The 18850-nt window shown below is 70.1% G+C and carries 22 protein-coding genes; 18 read left to right on the plus strand and 4 right to left on the minus strand.

Translation table 11 applies throughout. The features are described from left to right. The first annotated feature begins 1 nt into the window (after window position 1). The 8 genes from ACYVF6_RS38750 to ACYVF6_RS38785 are packed head-to-tail and all read left to right on the plus strand — an operon-like array spanning window position 2 to window position 6345. Window positions 2-901 (plus strand): universal stress protein, encoded by a 900-nt coding sequence (locus ACYVF6_RS38750; RefSeq protein ID WP_460529237.1) that lies wholly within the window; start codon window positions 2-4, stop codon window positions 899-901. Further along, on the plus strand, window positions 901-1374 hold the full coding sequence (locus ACYVF6_RS38755; protein WP_460529240.1) for a PNPOx family protein: 474 nt from the start codon (window positions 901-903) through the stop codon (window positions 1372-1374). The genes ACYVF6_RS38750 and ACYVF6_RS38755 overlap by 1 nt, the downstream gene beginning before the upstream one ends. Beyond that, window positions 1371-2501, plus strand: a complete 1131-nt coding sequence (locus ACYVF6_RS38760) for a 4Fe-4S dicluster domain-containing protein (RefSeq protein ID WP_460529243.1) — start codon at window positions 1371-1373, stop codon at window positions 2499-2501. The genes ACYVF6_RS38755 and ACYVF6_RS38760 overlap by 4 nt, the downstream gene beginning before the upstream one ends. Further along, window positions 2498-2971 (plus strand): cyclic nucleotide-binding domain-containing protein, encoded by a 474-nt coding sequence (locus ACYVF6_RS38765; protein ID WP_460529246.1) that lies wholly within the window; start codon window positions 2498-2500, stop codon window positions 2969-2971. The genes ACYVF6_RS38760 and ACYVF6_RS38765 overlap by 4 nt, the downstream gene beginning before the upstream one ends. A gap of 29 nt (window positions 2972-3000) precedes the next feature. Continuing rightward, window positions 3001-3816, plus strand: a complete 816-nt coding sequence (locus ACYVF6_RS38770; RefSeq protein ID WP_460529249.1) for an FAD/NAD(P)-binding protein — start codon at window positions 3001-3003, stop codon at window positions 3814-3816. Continuing rightward, on the plus strand, window positions 3816-4604 hold the full coding sequence (locus tag ACYVF6_RS38775; RefSeq protein ID WP_460529252.1) for an NADH-quinone oxidoreductase subunit B family protein: 789 nt from the start codon (window positions 3816-3818) through the stop codon (window positions 4602-4604). The genes ACYVF6_RS38770 and ACYVF6_RS38775 overlap by 1 nt, the downstream gene beginning before the upstream one ends. Continuing rightward, on the plus strand, window positions 4601-5899 hold the full coding sequence (locus ACYVF6_RS38780; RefSeq protein ID WP_460529255.1) for a Ni/Fe hydrogenase subunit alpha: 1299 nt from the start codon (window positions 4601-4603) through the stop codon (window positions 5897-5899). The genes ACYVF6_RS38775 and ACYVF6_RS38780 overlap by 4 nt, the downstream gene beginning before the upstream one ends. Next, entirely contained in the window at window positions 5896-6345 is a 450-nt protein-coding gene (locus tag ACYVF6_RS38785) for a hydrogenase maturation protease (RefSeq protein WP_460529258.1), read from the plus strand. Before ACYVF6_RS38780 ends, ACYVF6_RS38785 begins: the two co-directional genes overlap by 4 nt. Here the strand turns inward: ACYVF6_RS38785 and sulP are convergent. From sulP to ACYVF6_RS38800, 3 genes are all read right to left on the minus strand, one after another. Next, complete coding sequence (gene sulP / locus ACYVF6_RS38790; protein ID WP_460529261.1) at window positions 6342-8021, minus strand: sulfate permease; 1680 nt, start codon at window positions 8019-8021, stop codon at window positions 6342-6344. The genes ACYVF6_RS38785 and sulP overlap by 4 nt on opposite strands. Window positions 8022-8142: 121 nt before the next feature. Then, entirely contained in the window at window positions 8143-9030 is an 888-nt protein-coding gene (locus ACYVF6_RS38795; protein ID WP_460529264.1) for a universal stress protein, read from the minus strand. Further along, window positions 9027-9848, minus strand: coding sequence for a universal stress protein (locus ACYVF6_RS38800; protein WP_460529267.1), 822 nt, complete (start codon window positions 9846-9848; stop codon window positions 9027-9029). Before ACYVF6_RS38800 ends, ACYVF6_RS38795 begins: the two co-directional genes overlap by 4 nt. 176 nt (window positions 9849-10024) lie before the next feature. On the opposite strand from ACYVF6_RS38800, the gene ACYVF6_RS38805 reads away from it, so the two are divergent. From ACYVF6_RS38805 to ACYVF6_RS38820, 4 genes are read left to right on the plus strand one after another with little or no spacing between them, the layout of a single operon-like run. Next, window positions 10025-10939, plus strand: a complete 915-nt coding sequence (locus ACYVF6_RS38805) for a nitroreductase family protein (RefSeq protein WP_460529270.1) — start codon at window positions 10025-10027, stop codon at window positions 10937-10939. A gap of 46 nt (window positions 10940-10985) precedes the next feature. After that, window positions 10986-11678, plus strand: coding sequence for a CBS domain-containing protein (locus tag ACYVF6_RS38810; protein ID WP_460529273.1), 693 nt, complete (start codon window positions 10986-10988; stop codon window positions 11676-11678). Continuing rightward, complete coding sequence (locus tag ACYVF6_RS38815; protein WP_460529276.1) at window positions 11675-12367, plus strand: CBS domain-containing protein; 693 nt, start codon at window positions 11675-11677, stop codon at window positions 12365-12367. Before ACYVF6_RS38810 ends, ACYVF6_RS38815 begins: the two co-directional genes overlap by 4 nt. A gap of 40 nt (window positions 12368-12407) precedes the next feature. Then, entirely contained in the window at window positions 12408-13286 is an 879-nt protein-coding gene (locus ACYVF6_RS38820) for a hypothetical protein (RefSeq protein WP_460529279.1), read from the plus strand. A gap of 45 nt (window positions 13287-13331) precedes the next feature. Here ACYVF6_RS38820 and ACYVF6_RS38825 read toward each other — a convergent pair whose 3' ends face one another. Next, entirely contained in the window at window positions 13332-13943 is a 612-nt protein-coding gene (locus tag ACYVF6_RS38825) for a TetR/AcrR family transcriptional regulator (RefSeq protein ID WP_460529282.1), read from the minus strand. Between the two features lie 60 nt (window positions 13944-14003). On the opposite strand from ACYVF6_RS38825, the gene ACYVF6_RS38830 reads away from it, so the two are divergent. The 6 genes from ACYVF6_RS38830 to ACYVF6_RS38855 all read left to right on the plus strand — a co-directional run bounded on the left by ACYVF6_RS38830 (window position 14004) and on the right by ACYVF6_RS38855 (window position 18755). After that, entirely contained in the window at window positions 14004-14870 is an 867-nt protein-coding gene (locus tag ACYVF6_RS38830; protein WP_460530499.1) for an ABC transporter ATP-binding protein, read from the plus strand. Beyond that, entirely contained in the window at window positions 14867-16303 is a 1437-nt protein-coding gene (locus ACYVF6_RS38835) for a fluoroquinolone export ABC transporter permease subunit (RefSeq protein WP_460529285.1), read from the plus strand. The genes ACYVF6_RS38830 and ACYVF6_RS38835 overlap by 4 nt, the downstream gene beginning before the upstream one ends. 86 nt (window positions 16304-16389) lie before the next feature. Continuing rightward, a complete protein-coding gene (locus ACYVF6_RS38840) occupies window positions 16390-16581 on the plus strand; it encodes a Sec-independent protein translocase family protein (protein WP_460529288.1) in 192 nt (63 codons plus the stop codon). A 128-nt stretch (window positions 16582-16709) separates the two neighbouring features. After that, the gene (locus ACYVF6_RS38845; RefSeq protein ID WP_460529291.1) at window positions 16710-17411 is read left to right on the plus strand and encodes a DUF998 domain-containing protein; all 702 of its coding nucleotides are present in this window, start codon (window positions 16710-16712) and stop codon (window positions 17409-17411) included. After that, on the plus strand, window positions 17386-17877 hold the full coding sequence (locus tag ACYVF6_RS38850; protein ID WP_460529294.1) for a GbsR/MarR family transcriptional regulator: 492 nt from the start codon (window positions 17386-17388) through the stop codon (window positions 17875-17877). The genes ACYVF6_RS38845 and ACYVF6_RS38850 overlap by 26 nt, the downstream gene beginning before the upstream one ends. Continuing rightward, window positions 17874-18755, plus strand: coding sequence for a class I SAM-dependent methyltransferase (locus tag ACYVF6_RS38855; protein WP_460529297.1), 882 nt, complete (start codon window positions 17874-17876; stop codon window positions 18753-18755). Before ACYVF6_RS38850 ends, ACYVF6_RS38855 begins: the two co-directional genes overlap by 4 nt. Window positions 18756-18850: the final 95 nt, after the last annotated feature.

Here is an 18850-nt window from a genome sequence, read left to right on the forward strand (position 1 = left end):
CATGGCTGAGCAGGCGTACCAACCTGGACCCATAGTCGTCGGTGTGGACGGAAGCGTCGAGAGCGCCACAGCCACCCGATGGGCACTCGACGAGGCCCGCGGCAGGAAGCTTTCTGTTCGCCTGGTGCACGCGTACAGCCTGCCGCCGGGCTACCCGCCGAGCTGGTATCCGACGGAGGGGGAGTACGACACCTCCGGCATCGTCGCCTACGCCAAGGGCGTGATCCAGCGCGCACTGGTCGAGGCGGAGGAGCTCGCGGTCGACGTGGACGTCACCGGCGAGGCCGTCGAAGGCCGCAGCGCACGCGTACTGCTGGCCGAGTCGACGAAGGCTTCGCTGCTGGTGCTCGGATCCCGGCGGCTCGGCGCCGTCGCCGGTGCGCTGCTGGGTTCGGTCAGCTCCGCGGTCGCCGCCCGGGCGAGTTGCCCGGTCGTCGTCGTACGCGGGCCTGGCGGCGAGGCGGACCAGCCTGCGCCCGTGGTCGTCGGCATCGATGACGAACACGCCTCGGACGAGGTGCTGGAGTTCGCGCTGGAGTACGCGTCCAGGCGCGGCCTTCCCGTTCGCGCGGTCCTGTGCTGGAACCCGCATCCGATCGTTCGCGCCCACCGGCTCGACGGCGTGACGGAGGAGGAGTTCCAGCGGGCGCAGGCCGCGCTTTCGGCCGCGGTGTCCGCCTGGCAGGGCAAGTACCCGGCTGTCACCATCGAGCAGCGAGTCGTCGAAGGGCAGCCGACAGCGACGCTGGTGGAGCAGGCCGCGGAAGCCGACCTGCTGGTCGTCGGCGCGCGCGGCCGGCACGCACTGACCGGAACGCTGCTCGGCTCGGTCGGCCAGGGCGTGTTGCACCATGCCCGCTGCCCGGTCACGGTCGTCCACACACCGGATCAGAACCGCTGATGAGGTGGCACGATCGGTACCTTCGGTGGCTGTATCGAGGTGGGCGCCCGAACCGCTTCGCCCGGCTGCAGAATCGCCTCTCCGCTGTCGTGTTCGGCACCGGGCTCAAGCGGGAGCGCGTCGCGGCGCTCCAGGTCGAGGGACGGCGCAGCGGCCGGGTCATCTCGTTCCCCGTCGTGATCGCCGACTACGCCGGCCAGGAGTATCTCGTGGCGATGCTCGGTGAGCACACCAACTGGGTGCGCAATGTCCGGGCCGCGGACGGCAGGGCCGTGCTGCGACGTGGCCGGCCCGAAACGGTGGAGCTGGAGGAGGTGCCGGCTCCGGATCGGCCGGCGATCATCCGGCGGTTCCTGGCAGTGGCTCCGGGCGCCCGGCCGCACATCGCGGTCGACCGGCACGCGGCCCTGGCGGACTTCGAGCCGATCGCCGCCGGCGTTCCAGTGTTCCGGATCGAGCGGGTGAAGACATGAGTGGCGATCACCAAGTGGTGCTGAACCGGCCGGATCTCGATGCTCTGTTCGACGTGCTGCTGGCGCAGGGCTATCAGATCATCGGGCCGACCGTGCGGGACGACGCGATCGTGCTGGCGGAGCTCGACGACGCCTCGCGGCTGCCGTGGGGCTGGGGCGTAGAGCTCGGTCCTGGAAGCTACCGGCTACGCGAGCGGCCAGACGGTGCCGCGTTCGCGAACTCCTGCGGACCGCAGTCCTGGAAGCGGTTCCTGCATCCGCCGCGGGAGCTGATGTGGTCGGCCGACCGGGCCGACGGGTACGCGCCGAAGGAGCCGGAGCGCCCCATCGTCAAGTACGCGTTCGTCGGCGTGCGGCCGTGCGACCTGCGCGCGATCCAGATCCTCGACCGTGTCCTCTCCGGCGGAGACCACACCGACGAGGGCTACCGTTCGCGGCGCATGGACGTGTTCGTGGTGACGGCCGAGTGCACCGTCCCGGGCGAGACCTGCTTCTGCGCGTCGATGGGGACCGGGCCGGCCGCGGACTCCGGCTACGACCTGGCGCTCGTCGAGCTGCCGGGAGCGGACCACCGGTTCGTGGTGAGGGCCGGATCGGACCGGGGTACCGCCGTGCTGGCCGAGCTGCCGGCCCGTCCGGCACCGCAGGACGACGTCGAAGAGGCACGTGGCGCCGTCGCCGACGCGGCGCGGCACATGGGCCGCCTGATGCCCGAGGCCGATCTGCGCCAGCTTCTGGTCGACAGCCGGGAGTCCCCGCGCTGGGACGACGTGGCGTCGCGCTGCCTGACCTGTGGAAACTGCACGCTGGTCTGCCCGACCTGCTTCTGCACGACGACGGAGGAGGTCACCGATCTCACCGGCGACCACACCGAACGCTGGCAGCGCTGGGACTCCTGCTTCGACCTCACGTTCTCCTACCTCCACGGCGGTTCGGTACGCGAGTCGTCCAAGAGCCGTTACCGGCAGTGGATGAGCCACAAGCTCAGCACGTGGTACGACCAGTTCGGCTCGTCCGGCTGTGTGGGCTGTGGGCGATGCATCGCCTGGTGCCCGGTCGGCATCGACATCACGGAGGAAGCGGCGGCGCTGCATGCCGAGCAGAACGCGGAGGAATCATCGCGATGACAGGGACAGTAGCGATCGAGCTGGCGGCGCATCCCTTCCTGCAAGGGCTCAGGCCGCGTTCCATCTCCGCGATCGCGGCGTTCTCGAGCCACGTCACGCTGCGTGCGGGCGAGCGGGTCTTCGACGTCGACGGTGACGCGGACCGGTTCTGGCTGCTCCTCTCCGGCCGGGTCAACCTCGACCTGCACTCACCCGGCCGCGGCGACCTGCTCGTCGAGACGATCGGAGCGGGTGACATCCTCGGCTGGTCCTGGCTGTTCCCGCCGTACCGCTGGCAGTTCGGCGCGGTGGCGGTCGAGGACACCAGGGCGATCGTCGTCGAGGCGAAGTCCCTTCGGGTGCTCTGCACGCTCGACAACATGCTCGGCATGGCGATGTACGAGCGGTTCGCGAAGGTCGCCCTCCACCGGCTGCAGGCCACCCGGATGCGGCTGCTCGACATCTACGCGGCCACGGGCAGTGGAACATGACCGCCGCGACAAGTTCTGGGACGACGCCGGTGCGATACCGAGTGGCGGCGCGCCAGGAGGAGACCGCGGACACCGTGACGCTCGAGTTGGAGCCCGTCGACACCGAGCTGCTGCGCTTCGAGCCCGGCCAGTTCACGATGCTCACCTCGTTCGGCACAGGTGAGGTGCCGATCTCCATCAGCGGCGATCCGGACGAGGGCTCCGCGCTGGTCCACACGCTTCGCGAAGTCGGGCCGGTGACGAAGGCGCTGCGGGCGGCGGAGGTCGGTGACCTGCTGGGCGTGCGTGGGCCGTTCGGCAACGACTGGGGTGTGCCCGAAGCGGCCGGCCAGGACCTGGTGTTCGTCGCCGGCGGCATCGGACTCGCACCACTGCGGCCCGCGATCCTGCAGGCGCTGGCCAAACGGGACGGTTTCGGCCGGATCACCGTCCTGATCGGTGCGCGCACCCCCGACGACCTGATCCTGAGGGACAGTGTCGAGGACTGGAGTCGCCGGGTCGACGTCGACGTGGCGGTGACCGTCGACCGCGCGATGGCGGGCTGGCACGGCGACGTCGGCCTGGTGACGGCACTGCTCGGCAGGGTGGCTTTCGAGGCTCCACCCAACAAGAACGGAACAACGGCGTTCGTCTGCGGGCCCGAGGTCATGATGCGCGCGGTCGCGAGCGAACTGGTTCGGTTCGGACTGCCGTCGACCTCGATCCGGGTCTCGCTGGAGCGCAACATGCGTTGTGGGGTTGGGCTGTGCGGGCACTGCCAGCTCGGCCCATACCTCATCTGCCGCGACGGGCCGGTGTTCGACCTGGCGCACGCGGCGCCCCTGCTGACGGTACGGGAGCTGTGATGACCGAGTCGTCCATTCCCAGCTTGGCGGTCTGGAAGTTCGCCTCCTGCGACGGCTGCCAGCTCACGTTGCTGGACTGTGAAGACGAGCTGCTCACGCTGGCGGGGAACGTGCGCATCGAGCACTTCCTGGAAGCCACCCGGCACGTCGGCGAGGGGCCCTATGACGTCTCGCTGGTGGAGGGTTCGGTCACCACGCCACACGACGTCGAGCGGATCCGCCACGTCCGGGAGATCTCGCGTACGGTCGTGACGATCGGTGCGTGCGCGACGGCCGGCGGCATCCAGGCCCTGCGCAACTTCGCCGACGTCGACGAGTTCGCCTCCGTGGTCTATGCCCGGCCGGACTACATCGCGACGCTGCGGGAGTCCACGCCGATCGCCGCGCACGTCGAGGTCGACTACCAACTCCAGGGCTGCCCGATCGACAAGCACCAGTTGCTCGAGGTGCTGACGGCGCTGCTGACGGGCCGGCCGCCGAACATCCCGGCGCACAGCGTGTGCCACGACTGCAAGGCACGCGGGATCACCTGCGTGCTGGTCGCGGACGGCATCCCGTGTCTCGGGCCTGTGACCCACGCTGGCTGTGGCGCGCTGTGCCCCGCTGTCGGCCGCGGTTGCTACGGCTGCTTCGGGCCGATGGAGTCGCCGAATGCCAGGGCGCTCGGCAGGCGGCTGATCGATCTCGGCATGCCGTCGGTCGACGTGGATCGCGTTTTCCATACGTTCAACGCCGCGGCGCCGGCGTGGGCCGATCTGGATTCGAACCGAGGGGAGGGCGAAGGATGAGTCACCGCAACGACCGTGCGCTGCACGTGGCCGGGCTCGCGCGGGTCGAGGGTGAAGGGGCGATGCACGTCGTCGTCTCGGACGGCCGGGTGGAGCGGGTCGAGCTCAACATCTACGAACCGCCGAGGTTCTTCGAGGCGTTCCTGCGCGGTCGCCGCTACACCGAGCCGCCCGACATCACGGCCCGGATCTGCGGCATCTGCCCCGTGGCATACCAGATGAGTGCGTGCCAGGCGATCGAGGACGCCTGCGGCGTGCCGGTCGAGGGTGCGATCGCGGACCTGCGGAGGCTGTTGTACTGCGGCGAGTGGATCGAGAGCCATGCCCTGCACATCTATCTGCTGCACGCGCCCGACTTCCTCGGCTACGCCGGTGCGGTGGAGATGGCCCGCGACCACCGGGAGCTGGTCGAGCGCGGGCTGGCGCTGAAGAAGGTCGGCAACCAGCTGCTGGAGGTCGTCGGCGGCCGGGCGATCCATCCGGTGAACGTTCGGGTCGGTGGCTTCTACCGGGCGCCGGCGCCGGAGGCGATGCGGGCGCTGCGGGAGCCGTTGCGTCGTGCGCTGGATCTCGCGCTGGAGACCGTGCGGATGGCCGGCGGGCTGGACTTCCCGGACTTCCGGCACGACCACGAGCTGGTCGCACTGAGCGTACCCGAGACGTACGCGATCGAACGCGGCGAGCTGCGTTCGTCCAGCGGGCTGTCGTTCCCGGCGGCCGACTTCGAGGCGTACGTCACGGAGTCGCAGGTGCCGCACTCGACGGCACTGCATGCCCACCTCGAAGGCGGCCGGCGCTACCTCACCGGGCCGGAGGCGCGCTACAACCTCAACCAGGACAGGCTTTCCCCGCTGTGCCGGGAGGCTGCCCGCGAGGCTGGGCTGGGGGAGTCGTGCCACAACCCGTTCCAGAGCATCGTGATCCGCAGCGTCGAGCTGCTCTACGCCATCGAGGAGGCGCTGCGGCTGGTCGAGGCGTACGAGCCCTTCACACCCTCGTTTGTCTCCGTGCCGCCGGCAGCCGGACGGGGCGTCGGCGTCACGGAGGCGCCGCGTGGCGTGCTCTACCATCGCTACGACCTGTCCGCCGACGGCTCGATCGTCGCCGCCCGGATCGTGCCGCCGACGTCGCAGAACCAGGCCAGCATCGAGGCCGACCTGCGCGCGTTCGTCCAGGACCGGCTGACCCTCGACGACGAGGCGCTCACGCTCCAGTGCGAGCAGGCGATCCGCAACTACGACCCCTGCATCTCCTGCGCCACGCACTTCCTGGACCTGACGGTCGAACGCCGATGAGCCCGCGCAGCGTGGTCATCGCCGTCGGAAACCCATACCGGCACGACGACGCCGTGGCCGCGGCGGTGCTCGCGCGGCTGCGGGAGCTGGACCTGCCGCCCGGCACCCACCTCGCCGAGTCCGACGGCGACGTGGCGGAGCTCATCGACCTGTGGGACGGCGCCGCACTCGCGGTCGTGGTCGACGCCGTGCACGCCCACCCACCGTCGCCGGGAAAGGTCCACCGCGTCGAAGCCGGCGACCTGCGACTGCCGGCCGGGCAGGCGAGCAGCCACGGCCTCGGCCTCGGCGAAGCCGTCGACCTGGGCGCCGCCCTCGGCCGCCTGCCGGACCGGCTCGTCATCTACGCGGTGGAGGGCGCGGAGTTCGGCTTCGGCGTAGGACTCTCGGCCCCCGTCGCCGCCGTTGTGCCGTTGGTGGCCGGCAACATCCGGGACGAGCTCTAGCCAGCCTCTTCGGCGGGCTGCTCCCGGACCCATCGCTCGTAGGCCTCGACGGCGGTCGGCAGGGTGGGGAAGAGGCGCTCGGGGCCGATGGCGTCGGCCAGTCCGAACGCCCGGAGGTCGTCGAGGAGGTCCTGCTTGACCCGGGCGAGGGCGAGGACGACGCCGCGCTTGGTGAGCTCGGTTCTCAGCTCGTCGAGCGCCTGGAGTGCGGTGATGTCGACCTCGACGTTGGCTTCGACGTTGAGAACGAACCACGCGACCGGACTCTCGTTGTCGTCGACCGCGGCGAGTGCGCGTCGCTTGAAGTCTTCCGCGTTGGCGAAGAACAGCGGCGAGTCGTAGCGGTAGACCACGAGCCCTGGAATGGTCTTCGCCTCGGGATAGTCGTCGACGTCGTGCATGCCGGCCAGGCCGGGTACGCGGCCGAGGATCGCGTCGTGCGGACGGGCGACCCGCGCCAGCAGCTCGGCGACGGACAGGACGACGGCGGCGAGGATGCCGTACAGGATGTCGAACGCGAGCACGCCCGCGAACGCGGCGAGCGCCAGCACCAGCTCGCTGCGCCGGAACGTCGCCAGGCGACGAAAGCCCGCGAAGTCGATGAGCCGGATCGCCGCGTAGATGACGATCGCGCCGAGCACGGCCGTCGGGAAGCGGGAGAGCAGGGGATAGAGGAACAACAGCACGGCGGCCACGGCGGCTGCCGCGACGAGCGAGTGCAGCTGCGTACGGCTTCCAGCGGCGTCGCCGAGGGTCGTACGGCTGCCGCTGCTGCTGACCGGGAACCCGTGGAACATCCCCGCACCCAGGTTCGCCGCTCCGAGCGCGAGAAGCTCCTGGTTGTGGTCGATCCGGTAGCCGCCACGGGAGGCGAACGCCCTCGCCGTCAGAGCGTTGTCGGTGTAGCCGACCAGGAAGACGCCGACCGCGGGCAGCAACAGGGCGGGCAGGACGTCGAGCGCGGGCAGGCCGAACGAGGGGAGGCCGGCCGGAACGTCGCCAACGACGCGGATGCCGTACTGCTCGAGGTCGGCCGCCACGGTTGCGATCGTGGCGATCAGCACCACGAGGAGCGGTCCGGGAGTCCGCGGCAGCCACACCTGAACGGCGAACAGCAACGCCAGGCTCAGCCCGGCCAGCGCCAGCGTTCCGGCCCGCAGGTCACCGAGCCCACCGGCGAACGACGCCAGCTCGGCGAAGAAGCCGTCACCGTCGACGGGCACACCGGTGACCTTCTCCAGCTGACCCGCGATCATGATCATCGCGACGCCCGCGAGGTATCCGACGAGAATCGGCTGTGACAGCAGGTCTGCCACGAACCCGAGCCGGAGCGCCCACGCGGCTAACGCCAGGACGCCCACGGCGACGGCGAGGGCCGCCGCCAGGACGGCGTAGCGGGCGGCGTTTCCCGCTGCCAGCGGTGCAACGACGATCGCCGTCATCAGCGCGGTCGTCGACTCGGGCCCCACGGACAGCTGGCGGCTGGAGCCGAACACGGCGTAGATCAGCAGGGAGGGCAGGATCGCCCACAGGCCGGCGACGGCGGGCAGGCCGGCCAGCGAGGAGTAGGCCATCACCTGCGGCACGAGGTAGGCCGCGACGGTGAGGCCGGCCAACACGTCTCCGCGCAACCAGCCGCGCTCGTACCGGCGCAACCGGCCGATTCCTGGTGCCAACCTGCGCAACCTCCCGGCCGACCGCGACGATCGGCCGCTCTCACTTGACACATCAGGAACTTACCCTGTCGGTCGTCCGGAGACCTGGCTCCGGACACCACCATCGTCACGCCTCGGACGCTCAGCCACGTACGACCGCGACCGGCGATGCGGAGTGGCGCAGGATCCCGCGAGCCACCGAACCGAGGACGCGGCCGCGGATCGGCCCGGACAGGCGGCCGCCGATCACCACCAGGTCGGCGCCGCGGGAGTGCTCGGCCAGCGCGATCACCGGCGGCAGCAGCGGTGTTGCGGTGCGGACCCGTACACCGGGGTACTTGTCCCGCCACGGTGCGAGCACGGAGTCCAGGCGTAGCTTGGCTGCCACGGCGCCCGCACGCAGCTGGCGGGCGCGCGTCGAAGCGTCGCGGGCGTAGGGGTTTTCTGGCTCCCAGCACGTCACGCCCAGCAGCTCCAGCCCGTGTTGGTACGCGAAGTCGAACGCGTATCCGACCGCGGTCTCGCCGTGTCCCGTGTAATCCACGCCGACCACGACGCGCTCGCCGCGGCCCTGCCCGGCCTTCCAGCCAGGTGGCACGACCACGACCGGGAACCTGCCCCGGGCCGCGCAAGCCACCGACGTCGAGCCGATCGCGATCCTGGCCAGGGGCCCGAGCCCGCGGCTTCCGACGACCAGCGCCCTCGACCTCGAGCTCAGCGCCTCGTCGAACAGGACCTTCGCGGGAATGCCCTCGCAAAGCACGGACGCGACCTCGGCGCTGCGCGGCTGTTCGGCGGCCAGGTGAGACCGGGCGGCGTCCAGGATCTGCCGGCCGTTCGCGTGGGCGAGGACTCTGGTGGAGGCGGGTAGTCCGGGTGCTCTGCTGATGGCCGGCTGGTAGGCATGGACCAGCCGGAGCGGGCAGCCGCTCAGCGAGGCCTCGGCGGCAGCCCAGTCCAGCGCCCGCAGTCCGGTGACGGATCCGTCGACTCCGACGGTGATGGGTTCGGATGGGCCCGAGCCGTTCATGATGTTCGCTCCTTCGGGCTTGGTACGACGGCGACCGGACAGGCCGCGTGCCGCAGCACTGTCTGGGTGCTCGAGCCCAACGGCGATCCGGCACACTCGTGACCTGGGGCTCCGACGACGAGCAGGTCGGCGTGGGCGGCGGCACGGATCAGCGCGGTCGCGGGATAGGTGAGCTCGACCCGTTCGGTGACGGCGACCTCCGGATACTTCTCCCGCCAGCCGGCCAGCGCGTCGGCGAACAGCAGAGCGTCCTGCTCCGGAGGTCCGGCGTGGACGGCCGTCAACGCGACCTGGCGTTGGGCCGCTTCGGAGAAGGCGAACTCGACGGGCGCCTGGCTGTGGGGCGATCCGCCGACGCCGACGACGAGACAACCACCGCCGCCCTCCGGAACGCCACGACGAAACGCCCGCCACTCAGGCGGAACGACGACTGTCGGTCCAGGCGAGTCCGTCGTGCACGCCAGTGCGGTCGAGCCGAGCAGCGCCTCCGGATCCCGGCCATACCCGCGCCTGCCGAGCACGAGCAGCTGCGCCTCCTCGGCCGCGTGCGACAAGACCGCGGCGGCATCGCCTTGGCGTACGGACATCGTGACGTCGAGCAGCCGGGTCCCAAAGCGGGTGAGCCGACGGTCGGCCCAGGCGAGGAGCTTCTGGCTCTGCGCGTCGGTGTCGAACTCCCCGACCCGCACGGCATGCACGACATGCAACGGACATCTCCGCAGGGCGGCGGTTTCCGCTGCCCAGACAAGTGCGGGCGCGCTCGCGGGCGACCCGTCGATGCCGACGACGATCGGTGGGATCAGCACCTGCTCTTCCATGCCATCACCTCGGTCTGGTCTACAGCAAGCCCATCACCACGTCCGCCCAGGCGACAGAGGCGTGCGGACGTGCCGACCCGGGCCGTAGGGCGAACCGATGCGGGTCACTCGCCGGGTGTGGAACGGCCCCAGTCGCGTCAGGCTGGATTCGAAGGCATCTCATGAGGAGAGCTGAAATGACCCGTTTCCAGGCCGAGTTGCGCGACCATCTGCTGAGAGCAGCCGTGCTGGCGCCTTCGATGCACAACACACAACCGTGGTTGTTCGGATTCTCCGGCGACTGCGTCGATGTCTATCGGGATGTCGCCAGGGAGCTTCCGGCCGAGGACCCTGACGGCCGGGCTGCCCTGCTTTCCCTGGGCGCGGTCGTTCTCAATCTCCAGGTGGCCGCCGCGCGTAAAGGGTTGCGCGCCAGACTCGGACCGCTGCCGAGCGGCAGTGAGGAGCTGTCGTCGGTGCGGTTGACGCTGGAGCGGGAGGCCTCACCGGAGGTCGGCCTGCTCGCCAGGCTCTATCCCAGTGTCGCGACGCGTCGCACGAATCGGCAGCCGTTCTACGCGGCGGTCACGACAGCGTTGCTGCGCGAGGATCTGCGTACGGCCGCGGCTGCCGAGGGCGCCGAACTGGAATGGGCCGAGGACAGCGCTCGCGCGCGCTGGCTGCTCCGGCTGGAGTCCGACGCTCTGGCCGACGACGCCTGCGATCCGCGCAAGGTCGTCGAGCGCAGGCGCTGGGTCGGTGGCGAGCGAACCGCCGACGGGGTCCCGTCCAGCTCGCTCGCGCCCGGCCTGCTCGCGAACGCCGGGACCAGCCTCGCGGTGCTCTCGACGAAGACCGACGACCAAGCGGATCGACTGCTGGCAGGCATCGCGTTGCAGCGAGTCTGGCTCACGGCGACCAAACGTCGCGTGGCGATGTCGTTGCTCACGGCGGCGGTCGCGCATCGCGGCCTGCGCTGGATGATCTGCGACCCGTTGTCCGGACGGCCGGAGCCGCAAGCACTCCTCCGGCTCGGGTTCGGACCGTTCGTCCTGCCGACGCCGCGCCGGCCGATCGCCGAGTTCCTGCTTACGGGGACGGAAGAGTCATGAGTACCAACCGGCGTCTGCTCGACCCGGCACTGAGGAGGTGTGCGTCATGCGCAACCGGAAGACCGTCGCGGATGTCATGACCACGGACGTCATCGCGGTTCCGCCGACCATGCGGTTCAAGCGACTGGCCGAGCTGCTGGCGGAGCGGCGGGTCAGCGCTGTACCGGTCGTCGGCGAGACAGGACAGGTCATGGGCGTGGTCTCGGAGTCCGACCTGATCCGCAAGGAGGAGTTGCAGCGCAGGACGCCGGTGCAGCGTTGGCCTCGCGCGCGGCTGCGTGCGTTCCGCTCCAAGGCGGAGGCGAGGACCGCCGCCGGGCTGATGAGCTCGCCGGCGATCACCGTACGCCCGGAAGCCTCGCTGCCAGAAGCCGCGGGCCTGATGGCGGAGCACGACGTCACCCGGCTGATCGTCACGACCCGCGGTGAGCTGGCCGGGATCGTCACTCGCACGGACCTGCTGAGCGTCTTCCGTCAGTCCGACCATGACGTGCACGCGGCCGTCCAGCGCAGCCTGGTCGAGAACGCGCTCTGGGATGACCCCTTCGTCGTCCACGTGAGGGTGCGCGACGGCGTCGTCACGTTGACCGGAGAGCTCGAACGCAGACGCTTCGCCGAGTTCGCGGTCCAGGCCGTGAACGCGGTCGATGGCGTGGTCGGTGTCGTCGACCGGCTCACGTTCCGGACCGACGACAGCGAAGAGGACGCGCACACAACCAAGGAGGGACAGCCGTCATGAGGAGATACACCACCGTCGAAGACGTGATGACCAAGGATGTCGTCACAGTCGACGCCCGGACGCCGTTCAAGGACATCGCCAGATTGCTTGCCAGGCACAGGATCAGCGCGGTTCCCGTCGTCGACAACGCGGGCTGGCCGCTGGGTGTCGTCTCGGAGACGGACCTCGTACGCAAGGAAGAGTTTCGGGCGCCCGGTCCGGCGGGACGGTTCGCACGCTGGCGCCGGACCGCACGGGCGAAGGCCGGCGGGCGTACCGCCGCCGAGGTGATGAGCGCACCGGCGATCACGATCAAGCCGGACGCGTCGCTGCAGTCGGCTGCCCGCACCCTCGCCGGCCACCACATCACCAGACTGGTCGTCGTCGACGAAGGTGGCGTGATCGCCGGTGTCGTCACCCGATCGGACCTGCTGCGTACCTTCCTCGCCTCCGACGAGCAGATCAGGGAACGCGTGGTGCGTGACGTCGTGATGCACGCCCTGTGGGAGGATCCCGCGACGCTGCTGGTCGACGTGCAGGAGGGTGTCGTGACTCTGTCCGGTGAGGTCGAACGCAGGACGCTCGTCCCCATCGCCGCCAACCTCACCCGCTGCGTCGACGGCGTAGTCGACGTCGTGAACCTGCTGGACTACGTCGACGACGACACCAAGCCGGTTCCGAACCCGCTGCCGGAGCAGTACCGAACCTGAGGCCACACAACGATTCCGATGCGCCACAAGGAGGCGCGCGATGAGTACGAACTACGGCCGGGCCGAGCCCGGACGGAGATGGTATCGGATGGCGGCGGCGGTGGCAGCCGCTGTCATTCTCGTGACGGCCGGCATCCTCGCAGGGTCCCTGCTGATGCGCGGTTCCGGCGACCAGCCGCCGGGTTCGGCCGGCGATTCGCCGTCGGCCACGACATCCAGCACACCTGGGTCGACGTGCACACAGTCGCCGCGGACCCGGACACCAACGCCGAAGCAGTGCCCTACGACCCGGCCCACCGTGGTGCCAAGGCCGTTCGGCTACCAGCCGTTGTGGCCGTTCAGCTCGCTGAGCGACGTGGCTGCCTGGCAGTCGGCATACCGTAGGAACGGCAGCCAGCCCTGGCACCTGGACGCCGACCAGTCCGCCTTGGCCTTCACCACAGGGTTCCTGGGCTTCGACGAGATCGACAAGGTCGTCGGGCACACCGTCCGCGGCGACCACGCCTGGGTGTCCGTGGGATTCGTGACCGAGGACATGGACAAGCCGTTCGTGTCGGCGGTCATCCACCTGGTGAAGTACGGCGCCGACAGGGACGCTCCCTGGGAGGTCGTCGGCACCAAGGACAGTGATCTCACGCTGACCAGGCCGAAGTACGGTGCCTGGGTGACGTCGCCGGTCCAGGTCGGTGGCCGGATCACCGGTGTCGACGAGAGCCTCGTCGTCGAGATTCGGCAGATCGCATCCGAAAAGCCACTCGGCAGCAGCCGGCCGGTGCCGGCGGGTGGTGAGAACCAGCCGTGGAAGGCGACCGTCAGCTTCAGTGGCGCGAGCGATCCCGCGCTCACCGTGGTCGCTCGAACCGGTGGACACCTGATGGAGGTCGAACGCTTCGCGATCACAGCGATCCGGGTCCGCTGACGTCGTTCGCGCCGTAGGCCGTGAACGTGCCTCGCGGCGCGATCGTCAGCGCAGGCTGTGCAGCCCGTTCTCCAGCAGGGCGAGGGTCCTGTGGATCTGGGTGCGAATATCTTCGGAGGAGTTACGTTCGGCTTGGCTGAGGACGACGCCGACCAGCGCTCCGACGACGGCGCCGGAGAGGGCGTGGGAGAGCGTGTCGTCCAGGAGGCCGGGGTAGGCCTGGTGCAGTCGTTCGGCGATCAGTCGTTCGGCGGCGAGCAGCCGCTGCAGTCCCTGCGCCTGGAGCTCGGGTTTGCTGAGCAGGTAGGCCATGCGCTGCCCGCGGTCCGGGCCGGCGATTCCTTCCTGCGAGGTGTCGAGGACGTGGTCGACGAGCCGGCGCAGGGCGTCGATCGGGCTGGTGCTTTCGGGTTGTACGGCGTCGAACGCTTCGGCGATGGCGGCCGTGCGCTGGTCGGCGCCGGCGAAGAGGACGTCTTCCTTGGCGCGGAAGTAGCTGAAGAACGTACGGGTGGAGACGTCGGCGGCCGCGGCGATGTCGGCGACGGTGGTCTTGTCGTAGCCGTTCTCGGCGAACAGCCGGAGCGCGGCGTCGGTGAGCGCCTGGCGGGTGTGCTGCTTCTTGCGCTCGCGTAGTCCGGGCCGGCTCTGTTCCACGAACGACATCCTATGCAATCGGGTGCAGAAAAGTGCATCTAGATGTAATCTTGCATCGTGATGCAGAAACGTGCCATTGTCGTTCGTGGGCTCACTGTTCGCTACCGGGGCTCGGCGCGGGATGCGGTGGCCGGCATCGATCTCGAGGTGTCGGCCGGCGAGGTGTTCGGCCTGCTCGGGCCGAACGGCGCGGGCAAGTCCACGACGCAGCGGGTGCTGACCGGTCAGCACCGCCGGTTCGGTGGTGAGGTCGAGGTGCTCGGCAGGCCGGCCGGCAGCTGGGGGCCGGAGTTGTACGAGCGGATCGGTGTGGGGTTCGAGCTGCCCGCGTACTTTCCGCGGCTGACGGCGAGGGAGAACCTCGCCGCGTTCGCCGCGCTCTACCGGCGTCCGGTGCTCGGTCCGGACCAGGCGCTGGCGGCCGTCGGGCTGGCCGAGGCCGCCGACCAGCGTGCCGCCACGTTCTCCAAGGGCATGAAGATGCGGCTCAACCTGGCCCGGGCCATCCTGCACCAGCCCGACATCCTCTTCCTGGACGAGCCGACCTCGGGCCTGGACCCGGCCAACGCCGCCGACATCCGTGCGGTGATCCGGGCGCAGGCAGAGGCGGGCCGCGCCGTGTTCGTGACGACGCACGACATGCCGGCGGTGGAGGAGTTGTGCTCCCGGGTGGCGTTCATGCGGGACGGCGTGATCGTCGCGGCCGGTACGCCACGCAGCCTCCGGCTCGCCCACGGACACCGTTCGGTGGTCGTGGAGTACCTCCAGGGTGGTGAGGCACGGCATGCGGAGTTTCCCACCACCGACCACCCGGACCTGCTGGCCCTGCTCGCCGCCGGCGGGGTGCAGACCGTACACACGCGGGAAGCTCCACTGGCCGAGGTGTTCATCGCGGTCACCGCGGGCGGAACCGAGTCGGCGCGATGAGCGCCGCGACGGCCGGACGCCTGGGCGCGCTGCTGGTCGTGGAGTCGTGCACGCTCTGGCGGCAACGGGTGCCGGCCGCGGTGCTCGGGCTCGCCGGGTTCTGGTCCGTCGTGCTGCTCCTGCTGCCGGTGCCCGTGGCGCGGATCGCCGCGCCGTACCTGCTGTTCCTGGAGATCATGACGGTCGGCACGCTGTTCGTCGGAGCCCAGGTCATCACCGACCGGTCCACGGGTGCGACGGCCGCGCTCGGCGTGAGTCCGATCCGGTCGGGGGAGTACGTCGCGGCGAAGCTGGTGCCGCTCGGCGTGATCACCACTGTCAGCGCGGTTCCTGTCCTGCTGGCCGGCCGGCACCTGGAGCGGCTGGGTGATGGACTGCTCACGGCGGCCCTGTGCGGCCTGCTCCTGCTCGCGGTCGCGGTCGAGATCGCCGGGCGGAAGGCCGAGTTCGTGAGCTTCATGGTGGCCTTGGCAGTACCGATGGTCGTCCTGTTCGCGGTTCCGCTGGCGGTGTCGATCGGATTGCTGGCCGGGCCCCTGTGGTACGCCGTGCCCACCACCGGCGCGCTCGCGGTGCTGCGCGGGACCGAGCCGTACCCCGCCGGCTGGATGCTCGGCTATCTCGCGCTGGCCACCGCGGCGACGACGGCATACGTCGCCGGGTCGCTGCGCAGGCGTTCCGTCACGGTGCCCGGCCGCGTGGTCGCGCGGGTGCGGCCGCTGCCGGCCCGGCCACGCTGGCTGGTGTTCCCGCGCGCCGACCTTCGCAACGTGACCCGGGACTCGATGCTGGCCATGGTGGCGCTGAGCCCGTTGTTGCTGGCGCTCGCGCTCCGCTTCGGCTATCCGCCGCTGGCCGGCTGGCTGCGTGGCCGCGGCCTGGAGCTGGCACCGTACGAGCCGGTACTGGTGATCCTCGCCGTCGTCGTCCATGTCCCGGTGGCGTTCGGTATGTCGGGTGCGCTGCTCGTCCTGGACGACCTCGAGGATCAGGCCCTGGCGGTCGTCCGGACGTCGCCCCTGGGCATCCGGCGGTTCCTGGTCTACCGACTCACGGCCGTGACCGTGCTGAGCGCCGCGGGACTCGCGGTCGCGGCGCCGCTGAGCGGTCTCGTACCGGCGGCCGGACTCTGGACGCTGCCGATCGCCGCGCTGCTCGGGCCGCTGATGATGCTGGCGATGCTCGCGGTGGCGCGCAGCCGGGTGCAGGGTGTCACCGCGGGCAAGCTGCTGGCCCTCCCGATGTACCTCCCGATCGCCGCGTGGTGGCTCGGCGGGCCGCTGGATTGGCTGCTGGCACCGCTTCCGGCGTACTGGATCGTCCGCTACTGGGCCGGCGGCCACGCCATCGCCCTGCCGGCCGGGCTGGTGTGTCTCGCCGCCTGGCTGGTCCCGCTCGGTCGCCGCGTGCTGCGCACGTTCGACGAGACCTAGCCACGGTGTGCACGTGTTCAGGTGGGGTTCCCAGCCAAGCGTCGTACGGTCGCGGCCGAAACTACGTCTGGAAGGGTCGGCAACCCATGGGTGACATCGGACCCAGCGAACTGCTCATCACCGGACTCGTCATCGTCCTGCTGTTCGGTGCCACCCGGCTGCCGAAGGCCGCCAAAGGTCTCGGGCAGGCGATCCGGGTCTTCAGGCAAGAGCTCCGCCACGACGACCCTGCCCCCGCTCCGGTCGCCGCGCCACCGGATCACGCCGGCCCGAGCTAGCGGTCTCCAGCCTGCCGGACGCCTGATCCGGGATGCTTGCGGTCGGATCGGATTTCACTCTATAGTCAAATGACTGTAATGGAGTCCGATGGTGTGCCGGGAAGCCTGGTCGGCGGGAGGGCACTGCCATGCTCGAGTCTTCTCGTCGCGCCCGTCCGCTGCTGTTGGCCGGCGCGGTCGCGGCTCCGCTTCTGCTGCTGGTGATCGGGGTCGACGGCTCGACGCGTTCCGGGTACGACACGTGGCACCACGGAGTGAGCCAGTTGACGCTGGGCGAGCTCGGCTGGCTCGAACGACTGACCTATGTGCTGTGCGGCCTGGTGCTCGCAGCGTTCGCGGTCGGTGTGAAGCGGCGGCTGGTGTCCGGTGCCGGCGCGACCTGGGGGCCGCGGCTGATCGCGGCGGTGGGGCTCGGGCTCGTGGTGGCCGGTGTGTTCCCCACCGATCCGGCGTTTGGATATCCCGTGGCCGCGGTCGAGACGGTCAGCGCAAACGGCCGGCTGCACCAGCTCGGCGGAAGCCTGCTGTTCGCCGGCCTGATCGGCGCCTGCTTCGCGCTGGCGCGGCGGTTCGGCCGAGACGAGCGGCGCGGGTGGACGGTCTACAGCACCGTGACGGGCTGCCTGGTGGCGGCTTCGGCGCTGGCGGCGGGGATCGTGTACCGGCTGGAAACGGTGGGCGTGCTGACGGCGGGTCCGGCCGGCGGGCTGGAACGCATCGCGTTCCTGCTCGGCTTCGGGTGGATCACGTTGCTGGCCGTCCACCTGATGCGCGAGCCCGTCACGAGCACGAAAGGGGTGAGTGATGGCACGCCGCGAGGGACGGCCTGACGAGGCTGACGTACTGGAGTGGGTCGAACGGATCGCCAAGTATGTCTGGGATCAGGACCGGATGCCGATGATCGCGGGACGGATCTTCGGGTGGCTGATGATCTGTGACCCGCCGGAGCAGACCGCCGCGCAGATCGCGGAGGCGATCGGCGCCAGCCGGGCGTCGTTGACGAACAACCTGCGGCTGCTGGGGCAGATCGGTTTTCTCACCCAGCGCACCAGGCCGGGTGACCGTTCGGTCTACTACCGCGCCGACGAAGCAGCCTTCGGCCGGATGATCCGCCAGCAGATCGAGTCGATGGGGGAGCTGCGCGAGATCCTCGCCGGCGGCGCTGACCTCGCAGGTCCGGCCGAGCGCGGCCGGCGGTTGCGCGAGGCGACGGAGGTATTCGGCTGGCTGGAACGGGTGTTCGCCGACGCTCCACCCATGCCCCGTACCACTTCGGAGAAAGGGCGAGCGGGATGAGCAAGCGGACGTTCAAGGCGCGGTCGGCCGACGGGCCGATGATGTTCCCCGCACTGGAGGCGCACTATCCACCAGCGCAACGGATCGCCGACGACCCGGACGCGATCGCGATGCTGTCATCCAGCGTGCGGCTGACCGTGCGGGCCATGCGCTGGCCGTGGCTGCGTGGCGTGATCGTGAGGTCGCTGGACAAGCAGTTGCCCGGCCTGTGGGGCGGCATGGTGGGGCGGAAGCGGTACGCCGACGACGCCGTGACCGACGCGCTGGCAGCCGGCATCGGCCAGTTCGTCATCCTGGGTGCGGGGTTCGACACTCGTTCGTTCCGGCTGATCGGGCCGGCCGGCGCCGAGGCGTACGAGGTCGACCTGCCGGACAATGTCGCGCGCAAGCAGGAACTTCTGCGCAAGCGCTTCGGCGGGACACCGGACCACGTCACGCAGGTGTCCACCGACTTCGAGACCGACGATCTCACCGAACGCCTTACGGCGAACGGGTTCGAGCCGAACCGGTCGGCGATGTTCGTGGTGGAGGCCGTCACGCAATACCTCACCGACGATGCCGCGCAGCGGCTGTTCTCGTTCCTGGCGGACGCGCCGGCTGGCAGCCGCCTGGTCTTCACCTACGTCGACCAGGACTTCCTCGACGGCAAGGCGCTGGACGGCTGGGAGCCAGCCTACCGGAAGTGGGTGGTCGAGGACAAGGTGTGGACCTGGGGCCTCCATCCCACCGCAGTCGCCGATTTCCTGCGAGGCTACGGCTGGACCGAGCGCGAGCAAGTCGGTGCCGAGGACTACCACGAGCGCTACTTCGCACCTGCCGGCCGCGACCTGACCGCTATGAGCATCGAGCGTTTCGTGTTCGCGGTCAAGCCGGCCTGACGGAGGTCTGGCCGGCGCCGGTGAGGGGAACCGGCGCCGGCAAGGTGCGATGCGCGCGCCTCGCAGAATAGGACGTGACACCCGTCCGCTGGTTA

The sequence above is a fragment of the Flindersiella endophytica genome (genome assembly GCF_054779015.1).